Source organism: Aquirufa sp., from assembly GCF_044239315.1.
Lineage (GTDB): Bacteria > Bacteroidota > Bacteroidia > Cytophagales > Spirosomataceae > Aquirufa.
Map to the genome: position 1 here is coordinate 50,481 of NZ_JBIIBQ010000004.1, position 18,369 is coordinate 68,849.

At 42.1% G+C, this 18,369-nt stretch carries 20 protein-coding genes; 4 read left to right on the forward strand and 16 right to left on the reverse strand.

The annotated features are described in order from the left end of the window. Window positions 1-4: 4 nt before the first annotated feature. The 8 genes from murC to rplM form a co-directional block, all read right to left on the reverse strand. Complete coding sequence (gene murC, locus ACILP5_RS02190; RefSeq protein WP_395617015.1) at window positions 5-1,381, reverse strand: UDP-N-acetylmuramate--L-alanine ligase; 1,377 nt, start codon at window positions 1,379-1,381, stop codon at window positions 5-7. Then, complete coding sequence (murG, locus tag ACILP5_RS02195; protein WP_395617016.1) at window positions 1,378-2,460, reverse strand: undecaprenyldiphospho-muramoylpentapeptide beta-N-acetylglucosaminyltransferase; 1,083 nt, start codon at window positions 2,458-2,460, stop codon at window positions 1,378-1,380. The genes murC and murG overlap by 4 nt, the downstream gene beginning before the upstream one ends. Next, on the reverse strand, window positions 2,460-3,632 hold the full coding sequence (locus ACILP5_RS02200) for an FtsW/RodA/SpoVE family cell cycle protein (protein WP_395617017.1): 1,173 nt from the start codon (window positions 3,630-3,632) through the stop codon (window positions 2,460-2,462). Before ACILP5_RS02200 ends, murG begins: the two co-directional genes overlap by 1 nt. Continuing rightward, window positions 3,625-4,950, reverse strand: coding sequence for a UDP-N-acetylmuramoyl-L-alanine--D-glutamate ligase (murD, locus tag ACILP5_RS02205; protein ID WP_395617018.1), 1,326 nt, complete (start codon window positions 4,948-4,950; stop codon window positions 3,625-3,627). Before murD ends, ACILP5_RS02200 begins: the two co-directional genes overlap by 8 nt. 152 nt (window positions 4,951-5,102) lie before the next feature. Then, window positions 5,103-5,936: a translation elongation factor Ts gene (gene tsf, locus ACILP5_RS02210; RefSeq protein ID WP_395617019.1), complete on the reverse strand. Its 834-nt coding sequence runs from the start codon at window positions 5,934-5,936 to the stop codon at window positions 5,103-5,105. A gap of 11 nt (window positions 5,937-5,947) precedes the next feature. Next, entirely contained in the window at window positions 5,948-6,757 is an 810-nt protein-coding gene (gene rpsB / locus ACILP5_RS02215; RefSeq protein ID WP_395617020.1) for a 30S ribosomal protein S2, read from the reverse strand. A gap of 78 nt (window positions 6,758-6,835) precedes the next feature. After that, the gene (rpsI, locus tag ACILP5_RS02220; protein ID WP_130895016.1) at window positions 6,836-7,225 is read right to left on the reverse strand and encodes a 30S ribosomal protein S9; all 390 of its coding nucleotides are present in this window, start codon (window positions 7,223-7,225) and stop codon (window positions 6,836-6,838) included. 14 nt (window positions 7,226-7,239) lie between these two features. Continuing rightward, the gene (rplM, locus tag ACILP5_RS02225; RefSeq protein WP_395617021.1) at window positions 7,240-7,683 is read right to left on the reverse strand and encodes a 50S ribosomal protein L13; all 444 of its coding nucleotides are present in this window, start codon (window positions 7,681-7,683) and stop codon (window positions 7,240-7,242) included. 227 nt (window positions 7,684-7,910) lie between these two features. Between rplM and ACILP5_RS02230 the strand changes: the two genes are divergently transcribed. Then, window positions 7,911-9,272: a hypothetical protein gene (locus ACILP5_RS02230; protein WP_395617022.1), complete on the forward strand. Its 1,362-nt coding sequence runs from the start codon at window positions 7,911-7,913 to the stop codon at window positions 9,270-9,272. Window positions 9,273-9,311: 39 nt separating this feature from the next. Here ACILP5_RS02230 and accC read toward each other — a convergent pair whose 3' ends face one another. The 7 genes from accC to ACILP5_RS02265 all read right to left on the reverse strand — a co-directional run bounded on the left by accC (window position 9,312) and on the right by ACILP5_RS02265 (window position 14,549). Then, window positions 9,312-10,655: an acetyl-CoA carboxylase biotin carboxylase subunit gene (gene accC / locus ACILP5_RS02235; protein ID WP_395617023.1), complete on the reverse strand. Its 1,344-nt coding sequence runs from the start codon at window positions 10,653-10,655 to the stop codon at window positions 9,312-9,314. 3 nt (window positions 10,656-10,658) lie between these two features. Next, window positions 10,659-11,120: an acetyl-CoA carboxylase biotin carboxyl carrier protein gene (gene accB, locus ACILP5_RS02240; protein ID WP_395617024.1), complete on the reverse strand. Its 462-nt coding sequence runs from the start codon at window positions 11,118-11,120 to the stop codon at window positions 10,659-10,661. A 35-nt stretch (window positions 11,121-11,155) separates the two neighbouring features. After that, window positions 11,156-11,719 carry an elongation factor P gene (efp, locus tag ACILP5_RS02245; protein ID WP_395617025.1) on the reverse strand — a complete coding sequence of 188 codons (564 nt, stop codon included), beginning with the start codon at window positions 11,717-11,719 and terminating at the stop codon, window positions 11,156-11,158. Between the two features lie 6 nt (window positions 11,720-11,725). Further along, window positions 11,726-12,727 (reverse strand): beta-ketoacyl-ACP synthase III, encoded by a 1,002-nt coding sequence (locus ACILP5_RS02250; protein WP_395617026.1) that lies wholly within the window; start codon window positions 12,725-12,727, stop codon window positions 11,726-11,728. Between the two features lie 5 nt (window positions 12,728-12,732). After that, window positions 12,733-13,677, reverse strand: coding sequence for a phosphate acyltransferase PlsX (gene plsX / locus ACILP5_RS02255; protein ID WP_395617027.1), 945 nt, complete (start codon window positions 13,675-13,677; stop codon window positions 12,733-12,735). A 126-nt stretch (window positions 13,678-13,803) separates the two neighbouring features. Continuing rightward, entirely contained in the window at window positions 13,804-13,995 is a 192-nt protein-coding gene (gene rpmF, locus ACILP5_RS02260) for a 50S ribosomal protein L32 (protein ID WP_395617028.1), read from the reverse strand. A 14-nt stretch (window positions 13,996-14,009) separates the two neighbouring features. Next, window positions 14,010-14,549 carry a YceD family protein gene (locus ACILP5_RS02265; protein WP_395617029.1) on the reverse strand — a complete coding sequence of 180 codons (540 nt, stop codon included), beginning with the start codon at window positions 14,547-14,549 and terminating at the stop codon, window positions 14,010-14,012. 88 nt (window positions 14,550-14,637) lie between these two features. Here ACILP5_RS02265 and ACILP5_RS02270 point away from each other — a divergent pair, with 88 nt between their 5' ends. Further along, window positions 14,638-15,255 (forward strand): phosphatase PAP2 family protein, encoded by a 618-nt coding sequence (locus ACILP5_RS02270; RefSeq protein ID WP_395617030.1) that lies wholly within the window; start codon window positions 14,638-14,640, stop codon window positions 15,253-15,255. After that, window positions 15,233-16,846, forward strand: a complete 1,614-nt coding sequence (locus ACILP5_RS02275; RefSeq protein WP_395617031.1) for an ArnT family glycosyltransferase — start codon at window positions 15,233-15,235, stop codon at window positions 16,844-16,846. The genes ACILP5_RS02270 and ACILP5_RS02275 overlap by 23 nt, the downstream gene beginning before the upstream one ends. A gap of 3 nt (window positions 16,847-16,849) precedes the next feature. Here the strand turns inward: ACILP5_RS02275 and ACILP5_RS02280 are convergent, their stop codons facing one another. Further along, on the reverse strand, window positions 16,850-17,260 hold the full coding sequence (locus ACILP5_RS02280) for a nucleoside-diphosphate kinase (protein WP_395617032.1): 411 nt from the start codon (window positions 17,258-17,260) through the stop codon (window positions 16,850-16,852). A gap of 70 nt (window positions 17,261-17,330) precedes the next feature. Between ACILP5_RS02280 and ACILP5_RS02285 the strand changes: the two genes are divergently transcribed. Beyond that, entirely contained in the window at window positions 17,331-18,359 is a 1,029-nt protein-coding gene (locus tag ACILP5_RS02285) for a bifunctional oligoribonuclease/PAP phosphatase NrnA (RefSeq protein ID WP_395617033.1), read from the forward strand. Window positions 18,360-18,369 lie beyond the last annotated feature (10 nt).

Below are 18,369 nucleotides of genomic sequence, written 5' to 3' on the forward strand. Positions count from 1 at the left end.
TATACTAAGATAAGCTCAATTTTAAATCATTCAAAAGAAGATCGATATCTCCAGCTCCCATCGTGACTAATAAGGATGGTTTTTTCTCATCAATTACCTTGAGTAAATCTGCTTTTGAGATCACCTGCTTATCCTCTAGCTCGATTTTTCTCAATAACCAATCCGAGGTAACCCCCTCCATCGGAAGCTCGCGAGCCGGATAAATATCCAATAAATACAATTCGTCCGCGATGGCCAGGCTCTTAGCGAAGTCATCGATAAAATCCCTTGTTCGAGAGAACAAATGCGGTTGAAAAACGGCAGTAATTTTCTCGCCCGGATAGAGCGCTCTCACCGAGTTTAAGCAAGCGGCAATTTCCGTCGGATGGTGTGCATAATCATCGATCATAACGTGATCCGCTGATTCTACATGGTATTCAAAGCGACGTTTTACCCCTAGGAAAGAGGAAATACCCACCTTAATTTCTTCCCCTGTCACACCCACTTGCATCGCTAAGGCTGCTGCAGCTAAGGCATTTTCAATGTTGTGAAAACCTGGAATCCGCATCGGGATGTCCTTCACCTCTCCACCCGGGTATTTCATATCAAAAATCATGCGGTGGTTTTCAATGCGGATGTTATGCGCTTGGAAATCTCCTTTATCAATTCCAAAAGTAACATCGCCTAATTCAGAATGTAGAGTTAACCCCTTTTTCTGGATGAAGAATCCATCAGCTTTGATTTGGGTCACAAATAATTGAAAACTCTCTAAAACCGAATCCCCATCCCCATAAATGTCCAGGTGATCGGCATCTGTGGAAGTGACTACGGCAGCTTGAGGGTGAAGCGTTAAGAAAGAACGATCGTATTCATCGGCTTCAACTACGCAGACGATATTTTCTTTTGACTGATTGGGGATAAAATTCGTGCCGTAATTCACCGTGATGCCGCCTAGGAAGGCCGTCACGTTTTTATTTGCACTAATCAGTAAATGGGTTAATAGAGAGGAAGTTGTCGTTTTTCCATGCGTTCCTGCCACGGCGAGGGTAGGAATTTGTTGAGTGATCCAACCTAGGATTTCGGAACGTTTGTACAGTCGAATGCCTTTGCCTAACAAGTGATTCATCTCTACATGATCCTTCGGAATGGCGGGTGTGTAGATAAATAAACTGTGTTCTACATCTTCTAGGCAGGCTTTGGGAATTAAATCGATGGAATCTTCATAGTGAATCTCCATTCCTTCTTCCGCTAATTGTTGAGTCAGCGGGCTCTCTGTCTTGTCGTATCCAGCCACCGGAAATCCATTGTGCATGAACCACCGAGCGATGGCAGACATTCCGATTCCCCCAATTCCTAAGAAATAGACTTGTTTTAAATCACTAAGGCTTAACTCTTTTTTCATGCGTGTAGAATGGATTGGGCTATTTCGTGTGCGGCATTTGGCTTGGCTAAACGAAGACTGTTTTTTTCTAGGGTACTTACATCAGATTGGATAGCTTTCAAAGCCTCCGTAATCAGTTGTTCTTTTACTTCCGCATCGCGAACGAGGATGGCAGCGTTTTGGGAAACGAGGCTCTTGGCATTTTCTGTTTGGTGATCCTCAGCTGCGCTAGGTAAAGGCACTAAAATACTTGCTTTGCCTAACAGGCATATTTCAGATACGGAAGAGGCACCAGCTCGAGAGATAACCAGATCTGCCATCGCATAGGCTAAGTCCATTTCGTAGATGAAAGCAGAAACATAGGCACTTGAAAATCCTTCAGCTGCTGTTTTTGCGGTGGATTCAAAGGCAATTCCTGTCTGCCATATCACCTGTACATCCGACTTCTGTAAACGATCTAATCCGGCCAATATCCCCTGATTGATGGTTCTGGCTCCTTGGGATCCGCCAATAATTAATAGCGTTTTTTTAGCTGGATCTAAGTGAAAGTGAGCCGCTGCCTGTTCTCTTTTTCCGGCAGACTCCAGTAAATCTTTTCGCACCGGATTGCCACTTAAGGTAATTTTCTGTGCAGGAAAGAATCTTTCCATGCCTGGGTAGGCCACGAAAATATGCTCTGCTTTACTAGCTAGGGCCTTATTGGTGATTCCTGCAAAGGAATTTTGTTCTTGTATAAAATAAGGGATACCTAAAAAACGGGCAGCTAACAGAAGCGGTCCCGAGGCATATCCACCCACACCCACGGCTACATCGGGTTTAAAATCTTTTAGGATTTTGGCAGATAAAAAAAGACTCTTAGCTAGCTTAAAAGGGAAGAAAATATTCTTCCAAACTTGGGTTCTTTGGATTCCCACGATAGGTAAGCCAATGATTTTAAATCCGGCTTTGGGCACTTTCTCCATTTCCATTTTCCCCTCAGCCCCTACAAATAAGAATTCCAAAGAAGGATCGATTTCCTTCATCGCATTCGCAATCGAAATGGCTGGGTAAATATGTCCCCCGGTTCCTCCTCCTGAAATGATGACGCGTTTAATGGACATTAGACTAAGGAAGGTTGTGCGGGTTCTGGATCTTTATCTTTACTTACTGCTAAAATAAGTCCTATACTAATGGCAGTAAAAATCAAGGAGGTACCTCCGGCAGAAATCATCGGCATCGGTTGTCCCGTTACCGGACCCGCATCTACTGCTACGAGCATGTTAATGAAGGCCTGGAAGACAATCGAGAAAGTTAAGCCGGCAGATAATAATCCTCCAAAGGGCTTATTGCTGTATTGTATGGCCTTCGCCCCCCGGTACATAAAAACCAAAAACAGCAGCGGAATGGCTAATCCTCCTACGATACCATATTCTTCAATAATAATAGCATAGACGAAATCGGATTCTGCTTGGGATAAAATATAGCGTTGCTGACTTTTTCCGGGTCCTTTCGGGTGAATCGCTCCCGTAGCGATGGCATAGAGACTTCGCGTGATTTGGTAATCTTCGTTTTTTGCTTTGTTTACTTTTGTTTCATTTTTGCCAATACGCTGGACGTAGTTTTCGATACGGGTTTTTACCGTCTGCGCTCTTTGGCCAATTCCTAAACCTACTACACTTACACCAATGGCGGCCACTAGAATAATAATTGATGCGATTTGTTTATAGGGAACACGGCCAAAAAACATCAAAATAATACTCGTCAAAAAGATCAATACACTCGTCGAGAAGTTTGAAAGCATGATTAAAAAACACGATATACCAATCTTGATCAACATGCGAATGAACATGACCGTATTGTAGGAATCTGGATCCGCCTGTTTGGAAGAGAAATCTTTCGCTAGACTCGTAATAAGGCATAATTTCACCATATCCGAAGGCATAAACGAAATGGGCCCTAGATTCACCCAGCGATTTGCACCCCCCTTAGTCGCCCCAAAAACATAGGCCACCATCACCAATCCCCAAGATAAAAACAGCGCTAAATCACTAAATTTAGCCACTCGGCTATAATTCGATTTAGAGAAATAGGACATTAAATAAAAGGAGATTCCTAAAATCACTAAGGTCTTAACAAAACTCGAAAGCGGCTCGAACGGCCCATCCATCGTTAACTTTGCTTTCGCAGAGAACTGAATCAATAAGCCGAACGCGTTCAATATAAACACGATCAACCAAATCTTATAATCCCCTTTCAGGTGCTCTTGAAAAAAGGCTCTGATTTTACTATCCATGGATTAAGCGTTTAACAGTATTTTTAAATTGATCTCCTCGATCCTCATAATTCTTAAATAAATCAAAGCTCGCGCAGGCCGGGGAAAGTAAAACCACATCCCCTGCTGAGGCCCATTCTTTTGCCTTAGTCACCGCATCCTCTAACGAATCAGTGGCAAAAAGCTGTGGAACGATGGGTCCGAAATGCTTCTCTAATTTCTCGTTATCTGTTCCAAGGCAGATCAATCCCTTCACCTTTTCTTTCACCAGCGGGTCTAAGACTTCGTATTCATTGCCTTTATCCACACCGCCCATGATCAGAATCAAGGGTTGCTTGTAGCTATTTAAGGCATAAAATACGGCATCCACGTTCGTTGCCTTAGAATCATTGATAAACTCCACTCCATTCCAGTTGCCGCATGACTCAAGGCGGTGCGGCGCATTTTCAAAGAAGGGAAGAGACGCTAAAATTTGCGCAAACGACACACCAGCTTCATGTGCAGCTAACATAGCCACTGACATGTTGATGGCATTGTGCGGTCCTTTTAAGGGTGCATCAGCTAAAAGCAAGGTCGCGCCATCGAATTGAATCTTATCTGAAGTAATGAAAGCATCTGCTGGCTTGTGGAAACTAACGCGTTTCAAACCAGCGGCAGTAGGCAACTGGCTGAGATTAGCTGTAATGACTTCATCATCTGTCCAAAATATGCAGCTCGTACGAGCGTCCGCATTTTGGAAGATTCTAAACTTCGAGGCTATGTAATTTTCAAATTTGTATTCGTAGCGATCTAAATGATCAGGCGTGATATTCAATAAAACAGCCACATCAGGCTTGAATTCAAAGCAACGATCTAGTTGGAAGCTGGAAATCTCCAGAACGTAGATGTCGTGCTGGTCTTCCATCACCTGCTTCGCAAAACTCTGCCCAATGTTTCCGGCTAAACCCACTTTTAAACCAGTGGATTTCAAGAAATGATAAGTTAAAAGGGTAGTGGTTGTTTTTCCATTCGATCCCGTGATAGCCACTAATTTCGCTTTTGTATAACGCGCGGCAAATTCAATTTCAGAAACGAGGGAAATTCCTTTTGCCTTGATGGCCTTAACAATATCCGTTTTTTCCGGAATACCGGGGCTGATAATGATCTCGTTCGATGTTAAAATACGGTCTAGCGAGTGAGCTCCAGTCTCGAATTCAATCTGATTTTCACGAAGGGTCTCTTGATACGCCGACTTCAGCACACCAGAGTCAGACAAGAATACTTCAAAACCTTTTGATTTAGCTAGTAATGCGGCTCCTACACCACTTTCTCCTCCACCTAAGATGCTGATTAATGCCATTCGCGCGTTGAAATTTTCGGAATTTGAATTCAACTACAAGTTAGAAAATGTCCCGCATTCTATCAACTCAAAATGAGCATCTGGCTAGAATTTTAATGACAAAAAAAAGACCCACCGTTTCGGGTGGGTCTTTTGTATAAATTCGAGTCGAATTAAACTAACGAAATACGCTTAAACGATGAAATCGTTAAACCTTTTTGCGTTTGCTCTAATAGTTGACGAATCGTGATCGATGAGTCTTTTACGAATTGTTGGTTCAATAAAGTAGATTCTTTGTAGAACTTCTCTAATTTACCTACCGCAATTTTCTCTAACATCGCCTCAGGCTTACCTTCTTGACGTGCTTGATCTTTTCCGATTTCGATTTCTCTTTCGATTGTCTCAGCATCTACGCCATCCTTGTCTAAAGCGACAGGCTTCATAGCTGTGATTTGCATCGCGATATCTTTACCTACTTCTGATACATCTGCTCCTTGAACGTTTTCAAATGCTACTAAAACACCGATTTTGTTGTTTGAGTGAATGTAAGAAACCACTTTCTCAGCTGATACGTTTTCGTAAGCTGCTAAGGTGATTTTCTCTCCAATTTTACCAGTAAGCTCGATGATGTGACCTTCTACTGAACGTCCATCTGCTAATGGCTCAGCTAATAAATCATGCGCTGAAGGAGCGTGAGACGCTGCTGCTTTGTCAATGATTGTTTTTGCTAAGTTATTGAAGTCAGCTACTTTAGAAACTGGCTCAGTTTCACAAGCTAAAGCGATTAATTTACCGTTTGAGTGATCCGCATTAAGTGCTACTAAAACAACACCTTCATTTGTTTCATTGTCTGCGCGTTTTGCTGCTACTTTTTGACCTGCTTTGCGAAGGATATCTACTGCTGCTTCGAAGTCACCGTTGGCTTCTGTCAAAGCTTTCTTGCAATCCATCATTCCCGCGCCAGTCATTTGGCGTAACTTATTAACGTCTGCTGCTGTAATTGACATGTTATGAATATTTATTCTTGTTCTGCTTCTTTTTCGTATTTAGCCGCTACCTTAGCTGCCTCTTGTGAATCGTCATCCGCTGCTTTTTTAGCTTCCACTTCTTCCGCCTCACGAGCATCATCTTTATCCTGCTTTCTTTCAGCTAAACCTTCTTCGATCGCTTTAGAAATAGCTGTGATGATGATAGAGATAGACTTGTAAGCATCGTCGTTCGCTGGGATAGGGTAATCAACTAAGTCTGGGTTAGAGTTAGTGTCACACATAGCGAAAACTGGGATACCTAATTTCTTAGCCTCAGAAACCGCGATGTGCTCACGCTTAACGTCTACAATGAACAAAGCCGCTGGAAGACGAGTTAAGTCAGTGATACCACCTAACACACGCTTTAATTTTTCTTCTTCACGAGTTAACATTAAACGCTCACGCTTAGCGATTGTCTTCACGATAACTTCGTCTTTTAACATTTTATCAATGCTAGACATCTTCTTGATAGACTTACGTACAGTCGCGAAGTTAGTCAACATACCACCTAACCAACGGTCAGTTACGTATGGCATTTTTAATTTATCTGCTTCTGTCGTCACAATTTCTTGTGCTTGCTTTTTCGTTGCAACGAACATCACCTTACGGCCTGAACGTACAATCGCGCGAAGAGCTGCTGAAGCTTCTTCTAAAGAAGAGATAGTTTTATTTAGATCAATGATGTGGATACCATTTTTCTCCATAAAGATATATGGAGCCATTTTAGGATCCCACTTACGAGTCAAGTGACCGAAGTGAACGCCTGCGTCAAGCAAGTCGTTGTAGCTTAATTGTGCCATTTTGGTTGTTTAAATGTGTGAATAATAAAAAGGTGGAAAAGGCATCGGCAACAGACAAGCCTTTTCCACGAACAAATCTTAACGCTTAGAGAACTGGAATCTCTTACGAGCTTTCGCACGTCCTGGTTTCTTACGCTCCACCATACGTGGGTCACGAGTTAAGAAGCCTTCTTTTTTCAAAGGAGAACGTAATTCTGCATCTTGCGTTTGAAGTGCACGTGAAATCGCCATACGAAGCGCTTCAGCTTGCCCTTTGATACCACCGCCATCTACGTTAGCTGTTACATCAAATGAACCTACTGTGTTCGTTAAAGCGAAAGGTTGATTAACAACAATCTGAAGAATTTCAGATGGGAAGTAATCAGCTAATACACGGCCGTTGATCTTAATCTGGCCTTTACCTGGTGTCATAGAAATACGAGCTACCGCTGTCTTTCTTCTACCGATTTTACTTGTTATTTCTGCCATTTTCTTAATGTCCGTTAAAAGGTAAGTTCTTTAGGTTGTTGAGCTGCGTGAGGATGTTCTGGTCCTGCATAAACGAATAGGTTGTTGAATAAAACACGACCTAAACGATTTTTAGGTAACATACCTTTAACCGCTGATTCTACAACACCTCTTGGGTTCTTAATTAAAACCTCACGTGGAGTTGCGAAACGTTGACCACCTGGGTAACCCGTGTGACGGATGTACACCTTGTCTGTCATTTTCTTACCAGTTAAGCGAATTTTGTCCGCGTTGATAACGATAACTTGATCGCCACAATCAACGTGTGGAGTGTAAGAAGGCTTGTGCTTTCCACGAATAATTTTCGCAATTTCAGAACAAACACGTCCCAAAACTTGATTTTCAGCATCTACAACAAACCAAGCTTTCTGTACAGTAGCTTTGTTTGCGGAGATGGTCTTGTAACTTAAAGTATCCACTTGTTTATAATTTAACTGTTTGAATCGTTTCCACCTAGACCACGGAATTTGTCTAAAGGAATTGATTATGACCTATTTTATCTTTCAAACGGGCATTCAATCGAAAAATGGGAGTGCAAATTTATAAAATCTTGATTTGATATGCAAGTGTCTAATTTAAAATGTTTTGCGAGAAAGAATTAAATGAAAAATAACGAACTTTATGAGCTACTACTGTTCCATTACTCATGAAAAAAATTTCGGTCTACCTATTCCTTTTTCTTTTGTCCTGCCCAGCGTTGGTAGCACAGGTTCATTTCGCGGGAATGATGTCAACGAAACGGGTAGGAATGTTTAATGCGGCGTACAATCCCGCTGAATTAACGAATTTGACAAATAAAGTAGAATTCAATCTGATTGGAACATCTCTATCCTTTGGAAATAATAAGATGTCGATTATGGATATCAGAAGTGGAAAGTCACCACAAAGTGCCTTGTTTTCCTCTGGTACACCCTTAGATTTAGATGTTAACGTTGAATTTTTAGGTCCTAGTGTTGGATTTAGATATAAAAAATGGGGTTTTGGAATACTTACTAAAGCATTCCTTAAAGCCAATATTGACGATTTAGATGTGAATTTAATGAACTCAATTTATAGTAATGCACTCTTAACCTTAGGGTCATTACCTTTATCTAATCCATATAATCAGCGCATTAACTCATCGAGTTGGGGACAAGTTAGTTTTGCCGCTTCTAGAAAGATTGTCGACAAAGTAAATCACCAGTTAAGTGCAGGCATGGCCGTTTCGATTCTCTTCCCTGCTTCGTATGCAAACATCGGGCTGACTAAGTTTTCAGGAACCATTAAATACAATTTATTTCCACCACAGGCTAATTTGATTAATACGTCCACTAAATTGAATTTAGCTTACACGAGTAATTTTGCCAAAAGCTTTGCCAATCCAAGTGATTTTACCAGTGCGATTTGGGGAGAATTTGGTGGAGCTGCTGTGGACTTAGGTCTTACTTATCAATATATAAATGATAAAAAAATACCTGTAATACACGCTGGAATGTCAGTAAAAAATCTGGGTAGTTTAAGCTATCAGGCAAAAAAAATCAATGTGGTTGATTACAATGTTAACATTCCAGCTCCCACTGCGACTAAACCTGGATTTAATTTATTCAGTTTGGCCACTCTTTCCAGCTTAACCCAGCTGGAGGGGCTTTTGATTTCAAGTGGCTATATGACTAAAGAGGGCCAATCCAATTCAGATGTACAGATAAAATTGCCTACAACTGTACAGGCTTATGTCTCTATAAGGGCGCTTAATCGATTGAATCTAGATGTAAACGCACAATACAATATTAGGCAAGGAGAAGGGAATAAGGAGATCACTAGTCCCAATACAATAACGGTCATTCCGCGTTTTCAAACAAAGTACTTTGAAATTTATTCACCCTGGTCTAACCATGAGGTGACGGGCATTAATGGTGGATTGGGAATTCGAGTGGCTGGTTTTTACCTGGGTTCAGGTTCTATTATCACGGCATTGCAGAGCAACAGTAAACAAATGGATGTCTTTACCGGCTATCAAATCGGTTTCTAATAAAAAAGGGAGGCCTTTCGAGCCTCCCTTATCTATTTATTATAAGTCACTTAAATCGAACGTTTCCATAAATGCTGTGGTGAATTGACCCGACTTGAAAGTAGGATCATCCATTAACTTGATGTGGAAAGGAATCGTTGTTTTAATCCCCTCGATGACGAATTCTTGTAAGGCACGCTTCATGCGAAGTAAAACTTCTTCGCGGCTTTGGCCTGAAACGATTACTTTAGCGATCATCGAATCGTAATTCGGTGGAATCGTGTAGCCAGAATAGACGTGAGAGTCGATACGAACTCCGTGGCCGCCTGGAAGGTGAAGATTCGTGATCTTACCTGGAGACGGACGGAAACCGTTCGCTGGATCTTCCGCGTTAATACGGCATTCTAGAGCGAATAATTTAGGGAAGTAGTTTTGGCCCGAAATCGGAATGCCTGCTGCTACCTTAATTTGCTCCTTAATTAAATCGAAATCTGTAACCTCTTCTGTGATTGGGTGCTCTACTTGGATACGCGTGTTCATCTCCATGAAGTAGAAATCCCCATTTTTGTCCACTAAGAACTCGATGGTACCCGCGCCCTCGTAACCTATGGCTGTCGCACCTGCGATCGCAGCGTCCCCCATTTTCTTACGTAATTCGTCTGAAAGGGCAGGGGAAGGGGTTTCTTCACATAATTTCTGGTGACGACGTTGAATCGAACAATCACGTTCTGACAAGTGACATGCTTTGCCGAACTTATCTCCCACAATCTGGATCTCAATGTGACGAGGCTCCTCTACGAATTTCTCCATGTACATCGCATCGTTTCCAAAAGCCGCCGCTGATTCCATTTTCGCATCTTCCCATAATTTGTCGAATTCCGACTCCTCGCGGATGATGCGCATACCACGTCCGCCACCACCTGCCGTAGCCTTGATGATGACCGGGTATTTAATGGATTTCGCTAATTCTTTTGCTTCCTCCACTGTGTCGATTAAGCCGTCAGATCCTGGAATAACCGGAACTCCTGCCTTTTTCATCGTGTCTTTCGCTGTCGCTTTGTCCCCCATCGAATTAATCATCTCCGCCGAAGCACCGATGAACTTAATGCCATGTTCTGAACAAATACGCGAGAATTCCGCGTTTTCTGAAAGGAAACCGTATCCTGGGTGGATCGCATCAGCTCCAGTTACTTCTGCAGCCGAAATGATCGCCGGAATACTCAAATAAGATTGTCTGCTGGGCGGAGGTCCGATACAAACGGCCTCATCCGCAAAGCGAACATGTAAACTATCGCGATCGGCGGTAGAGAAAACGGCCACCGTTTTGATGCCCATCTCCTTACAAGTCCGAATAATACGCAAGGCAATTTCCCCGCGATTCGCTATTAATATCTTTTTAAACATAGATTACGCTTTTTCAACCACGAATAAAGGTTGATCAAATTCTACTGGACTTGCATTATCAACTAAGATTTTAACGATCTTTCCAGAGATCTCTGAATCGATTTCGTTAAATAATTTCATGGCTTCGATTACACACAAGGTTTTGCCTGGAGCGATTTCTGATCCTACTTCCACGAAATTATCTTTATCTGGACCTGCTGCACGGTAGAATGTACCGATCATGGGTGATTTAACCGTATATAAGTTATCAGCTACGGGTGCAGGTGCTGCTGGAGCCGCTGGTGCTGCCGCAGGAGTCGCTGCTACTGGAGCCGCCGCTGGTGCTGCCGCCACAACTGAAACGACTGGAGCTGCCTCTCCAAATTTCTTAACAGAAACCTTTAATCCTTCTGTTTCGATGCTAACCTCAGCTAATGGAGATTTAGCGATATAATCGAGTAATCGTTGAATTTCTTTAGTATCCATTCTTTTTGTTAATTAAACGCTACAAAGGTAGCTAATTATTTTACACGCTCAGCGTATGAATAGGTTCTTGTATCTACTTTAATTACTTCATCTTGTTCAATGAAAATAGGCACCGTAATCGTAGCTCCTGTTTCTACAGTAGCTGGTTTCTTAGGGGAGTTAGCCGTATCGCCGCGAACACCTGGTTCTGTGTACGTAACCTTTAATTCTACGAATGGAGGCAATTCGCAAGATAGCGCCGCATCATTTTCGGTATTGATCAAAATCTCTACCTCTTGACCTTCTTTCATCAAATCAGCCATCACACAAAGGTTATCGCCTAATAGGATTTGCTCGAATGATTCTTGGTCCATGAAGTTATAGCCAAACTCATCTTTGTAAATGAACTGGTATTTTCTACGTTCCACACGAACAGGATAAATGTTCACGCCTGAGTTGAAGGTATTATCGATTACTTTACCCGAAGTTAAAGAACGCAATTTAGTCCGAACGAAAGCCGGGCCTTTTCCTGGTTTTACGTGAAGGAATTCAATGATCGAGTATAAGTCGTCGTTGTATTTAATCACCATACCATTTTTAATGTCTGCTGTAGTTGCCATTTCTGATTATTTAGGGTCGTATGCCCATTTAACGTAAGCTGATCCCCACGTGAATCCTCCACCGAAGGCTGCTAAGATCAGATTATCTCCTTTATTTAGTTTGTTTTCGTAATCCCAAAGACAAAGCGGAATCGTCGCCGCCGTCGTATTTCCATAATTCTGGATATTCAACATCACTTTATCATCGCTCACACCCATACGACTTGCTGTCGCATCGATAATACGCTTGTTCGCTTGATGCGGAACTAAGTATTTAATATCGTCACCAGTTAAATGATTGCGCTCCATGATTTCTGCCGAAACATCTGCCATGCGAGTTACTGCAAATTTAAATACGGATTGACCTTCTTGGCGAATATAATGCCATTTTGCTTCTACTGATTCTACCGTAGGAGGGTAAGCGCTTCCGCCCCCTTTTTGCATTAAGGACTCACATCCTTCTCCATCCGATTTCAAGATAAAGTCTTGAACTCCTAAACCTTCATAATTAGGCTCTAACATCACAGCACCGGCTCCATCCCCAAAAAGAATGCACGTCGTACGATCCGTATAGTCCACAATCGAAGACATTTTATCAGCTCCCACCACCACTATTTTCTTGTAACGACCTGATTCGATGAAGGCAGTACCTGCACCTAAAGCGTTTAAGAAACCAGAACAAGCGGCTGCTAAGTCAAAGGAAGCCGTCTCGCGGATGCCTACTGCCTTGCAAATCAAGTTCGATGCGGAGGGGAAAAAGTAATCGGGAGTCACCGTCGCGCAGATAACCATATCTACCTCTTCCGGTTTCGTGTTGGTTTTCTTCAAGAGATCCTCCACCGCTTTCGCTCCCATGAATGACGTTCCTAAGCCTTCACCCTTCAAAATACGTCGCTCCTTGATACCGGTGCGGGTGGTAATCCACTCGTCGTTCGTGTCAATGATTTTTTCTAATTCTTGATTTGTCAGCACATAATCCGGTACATATCCTGCGACTCCGGTGATGGCTGCACTTATTTTTTGGCTCATATTAATTATTGGTTCTCGATGGCGGCCTTAATCTTTCCGCAAACATCTGATGCTACGACGGATCTACACAATTTGATCATGTTTTTTATGGCCAAAGGACTCGAAGACCCATGTGCAATAATCACATTCCCATTAATCCCGATGATCGGGCTACCGCCGTATTTTTCGTAATTCGTATTCTCAATAAATTCATTCATGATTCCCTGGTCCTTCATGATCTTGTACAAGGATTCCCCCATTTTCAAGATAATGTTTCCCGTAAATCCATCCGTCACAATCACGTCTGCTTTATTCTTAAAGAAGTCTTTTCCTTCTAAGTTTCCGATGAAGTTAATCTTCTTGTTCTCTTTCAAAAGGGCATGGGTCGCAAGCGAAAGGATATTCCCTTTTTGCTCTTCCTCTCCTATGTTCATCAAACCCACACGCGGAGATTTCTTTCCTGTGGTTGCCTCAAAATACACAGAACCTAGTAGCGCAAACTGATCTAACATCTCTGGCTTGCAGTCTGCATTTGCACCAATATCCAACATTAAAGCATAAGTTCCGTCCTCTTGTGGAACGAAACCGGCAATCGCTGGGCGAGAAATTCCTTCGATGGTTTTCACAGAAAACAAAGATCCGACCATCATTGCGCCGGTATTTCCTGCGGAGGCAAATACATCTGCTTTGCCCTCTTTTAAAAGATGAAACCCAACTCCGATGCTGGAATTGGGTTTTTGAGATAGTGCCTTGGTTGGATGTTCACCCATTTCAATTACTTGGTCCGCATGAATAATGACAATTTGATTGCCAGTATACCCGTGTTTCGCTACTAATTGTTCTATGGTGTCCTTAGGACCTACAGCTAATATGGTTTCGTCGTTTGAAAGACTTGGTAAAGCTAAAATTATTCCTTCGATTACAGCTTCTGGAGCATAATCCCCACCCATCACATCAACGGCTATTTTCATTTAATTATGTTTAATTACTAAAGCTTTTGGCAAAAATAGCATTAAATTTAGTCAAAAAATAGCATTTTAACGGGATTTTTTCAGGTTTACTGAAAAAACAGAGAAAAGCTGCAGTCTATCAGGGAATTACTTAACCGAGAATCCTTCTACGATCATTTTTCCTTTGTAGAACAAGTTACCCTCATGTACGTGTGCACGGTGGTAAAGGTGAGTTTCGCCTGTTTGTGGATCTACACCTAAATGCTTAGGAGTTCCGAAATCATGCGCTCTTCTTGTATCACGACGAGTAGTAGAGATTTTTCTTTTAGGATGTGCCATGGTATTGTTATTTATTAATTATTGTCTGTTAATTTTTTTAATGCTGCCCATCTGGGATCCATTTCTGGCTCCTGATCGGCATTTTTATCGTCTTCCGGTTCTGTTGTATAAATCAACTCGCCATCAACATGCTCTTCTAAAGGCTTCACAAACCGCGGGTGCAACTTTTTCATGGGCACCTGTAAGGCAATGAAATCAAATAAATCCTGCGATAAATCTAGCTTAGGCGACTTTCTGTCTAATAAGAACAAATTGTCCCCCATATCTTCATTATGATCCGAATATTTATAAATAATCTTCTCATCAATATGAATAGGGAATTCAAATTCCTCATTCGACCGATCGCAAATTAATTTCAAATGACCATCTATAATCAGTCTTACCTGAATCATGGTGGCCGTTTTATCTAACGTCGCTTTTGCGTTAAATTCGCCCTTTTGAACCCATTCCTGCTCGAAAGCAGCGAAAAACTCGTCGTTTCCGGTGAAGGAATACTGGTATACTTTATCCTCTAGAGATAGTATCGGTATCTGGTATGCTTCTAGGACGTTCATTTTCACTCTTGGGTAAAAAAGAATGCGAAATTACGAAAATATTCGAAAACAGCAATAGTTGCGCTGAACAAATTCGTAATTTCGAGGCATGAAGCATTGGAGTCCTTCCCTTAAAGCTTTTTTAGGGATTTTTATTTTATTCGAAGTGGTGGGCTGGTTTTTTGTAGGCTCCACTGAGCGCCTGGATCAGCTGCTATTGATTAACGGTGCACATAATGCTTTCGCAGATATCGTTTTTCAAGGCCTTACTTCTATTGCTGAAGTCGTTTTGCCTGTTTTGTTGTTGGTTTATTTGTTTCGCTTTCGAAGGGAATACGCTTTGCCATATGCCTATTCCTATGCCTTGTCTACTGGGTCGATACAATTATTGAAGCATTTCGTTTTCACTTCCTCTTTACGGCCCCTTGCTTACTTTGCTTCGAGCGGTGTCAAGTGGCATTTAGTAGAAGGCTTATCCATACATTCCTATAATTCAATGCCATCTGGCCATACGGGAGCAGCTTTTTTCATGTTCTTTTGGGTAGCTGTGCTTTTTCAGCGTTTTTACTGGGGTATTATTGCGGGAATTTTAGCTGTGGGAGTTGCCTATTCTAGAGTTTATTTGTTTCAACATTTTCCGGTGGATACCCTAGTGGGAGCTTTTATCGGGGTAGGTGCATCCGCCTTATTTTATTTTTTAAACTATGCTAAGATTCGCACAAAGTAAACCATATCTATTCTGGGCGCTGATAGGTGCGGCAGTGTACATTCCTTTTTTAGGATCGACCCATTTATTCGACTGGGATGAGGTGAACTTTGCGGAATCGGCGCGGGAGATGATTGTGACAGGTGATTTTTTGAGCGTCCAAATTAATTTTCAACCCTTTTGGGAGAAACCTCCTTTGTTTTTGTGGTTGCAGGCCTTGAGTTTTATGGCCTTTGATTCCTTTTCGGGTCAATCCGATATTTCGATGGAGTTTGCCGCGCGTTTTCCGAATGCGATCATCGGGATAATGACCTTATGGACGCTATATGCAATCGGTAAAAAACAATGGAGTGCGAATTTTGGGAATCTATGGGCCTTCTCTTATTTGGTAGCCGTCACACCGCACGTATATGCGAGTTCAGGGATTATTGATCCCCTTTTTAATCTGTTAATTTTTCTGGGGGTCTATTTCTTTTCGGAATTTTTCCAGGATTCGATAAGGTATAGAAAGGTTGTTTTTGCCGGAATTGCCATTGGTTTAGCCTTGTTGACCAAAGGTCCCGCGGCTTTGCTCCTCTGGGCTTTGACTCTCTTGTTCGTGGGAATACTGTACCGTTCGAGAGTGAATGGCCGATTGTTTACGGGAGCGGTTGTGGCAGGTTTGATCTCTGTATTCTTTTTTGTGGCTTGGTACGGCTTGATTGCCTACAAGTATGGCTGGCAGATCATAGAAGATTTCTTTAGTTACCAAGTTCGCTTAATGACCACCGGGGATGCAGGACATGGGCAGCCATTTTATTACCATTTTGTCGTCCTATTGATTGGATGCTTTCCTGTGTCCATTTGGGCAGGGGCTCGTTTGTTTAGGCTTAAAAAGGAAGAACACGATTTTTCGAACTGGATGAAGGTCTTGTTTTGGGTGGTCTTGATTCTATTTAGTATCGTGAAGACGAAGATCGTGCATTATTCATCGATGTGCTGGATACCGTTGACGTATTTCTCGGCGGTAGTGTTGCAGGAGTGGCAGTGCGGAGAATTTCGTTTTCATTGGAAATACAAGACGGCGATTGGATTCGTTGGTTTACTTTTAGCAGCGGTATTGACGGCTGTTCCTTTGATAGGCCAAAACGCGGGCGCCATTGCTCCTTTTATTAAAGATGTATTCGTACAAGGCAATTTACAGGCACCGGTTTACTGGGCTGGCTGGGAGTTTTTAATTGGCGTTGTTTTCGCCTTCGCCGTGATTTACTACTTATTTACGGGAAAGTTGCACACGTTGTTTGCTGCTTCGCTGGTGACCATTATGGCCTATATGGCGATTGTGGTTCCTAAAATAGAGGGATATACGCAGGCGACTGTGATTGATTTTTATAGCGCAAAAGTGGGCCAAAAAGTCTATATCGAGCCAGTCGGATTCAAGTCCTATGCGCAGCTCCTGTATTTTCAAAAGCCCGCAGGTTCTCCCGCGGGCGATGTATTATTGGCTGCAAAAAAGCTGGATAGACCAGCCTATTTTATTATGAAAGCTGATGTGGAGGATAAGTTCAAATACCATCCGAACTTAATTTTCCAGAAAGAAGAGAATGGATTCCTCTTCTACAAACACCGCTAAATTTTAAACTCCTGGGAAGAAGAACGCACCTTCAATGGCTGCATTCTCATCTGAGTCGGATCCGTGGATCGCATTTGCTTCAATCGATTTAGCAAACAAGCGACGAATGGTGCCCTCAGCAGCTTGAGCTGGGTTTGTGGCTCCTATTAATGTACGGAAATCCTCCACCGCATTTTCCTTTTCTAAAATCATCGGGATGATTTCGCTTTGCGACATGTAATCGCATAGGCTTTGGTAGAAAGGACGCTCGCTGTGAACGGCATAAAATTGACCAGCCTGCTCAGGGGTCATTTTCAATTTTGTCATCGCAAGAATTTTAAATCCTGCTTTTTCAATATGTTGAATAATGGGACCAGTATTGCCTTCTGCAACGGCATCTGGCTTGATCATAGTGAAAGTTCTGTTTGTCGACATTGGTATAATTTTCTACAAATTTATCTCTAACTTTGCGTTCGCCCAAATTTATTTCTGGTAACCCCAATTTATGACCTCTATCTCTGAGTTAAAAGCCCAACTTATTCCTGGTACGAAAGCCGTAATCACTGCCCATTACAATCCGGATTCGGATGCAATTGGTTCTACTCTTGCTTTTCAGGGATATTTAGCCAAAAAAGGTATTCAGGCAACGGTAGCGGTACCCTCTGCGGTATCTGCTAACTTAAAATGGATGCCCGGTGCAGAGGATATTTTAGCGTATGATGAGCTAGTACATAAAGTGCAAATTGATGCATTAGTAGAACAAGCTGATTTTATTTTCTGTCTGGATTTCTCAGGTATTCAAAGGTTACATAATTTGGCACCTGCGGTTCGTAAGTCGAGGGCAAAAAAGGTGGTGATTGATCATCATTTGGATCCGGAAGACTTTGGCGATTATTATTATCACCGTACCATTGCAGCCTCAACATGTGAATTAATCTATGATTTAATTCTTGAGTGGGGAGATGAAAGTTTGCTGGATCCATCGATAGGGTCTTGCCTTTATTCAGGCATTATGACGGATACGGGGTCATTTCGACATCCTAATACGACCGCACATGTACACACAATCGTGGCTGCACTTATCAGTTTAGGGGTGAATACGAATGAAGTACATCGCAAGGTTTTTGATTCGTCAAGTATCGATCGTTTGAAATTTATTGGTCACGTTCTAGGCCAAAGAATGGAATACCTCCCGGAGTATCATCTCGCATTTTTGTGGATTACAGCGGATGATTTAACAAAATTTAATTCTCAAGCTGGAGATACAGAGGGCATCGTAAACTATGGTTTACAGATTGCAGGTTGTGTGTGGTCTATCCTAATGATTGAGCGTCCAGATGGTGTAAAGCTGTCTTTTAGGTCGATCGAACCATTTGCAGTCAATGAATTTGCTTCAAAATATTTTGAAGGTGGTGGACACAAAAATGCGTCCGGTGGACGTTTTTCTGCGGGAACTTTGTCAGATGCAAAGAAAAAACTAATGGAAGTGTTACCTTTGTACCTTTCTGAAATAAATCGAGTTAAAAATATTTAAAATCTATCTC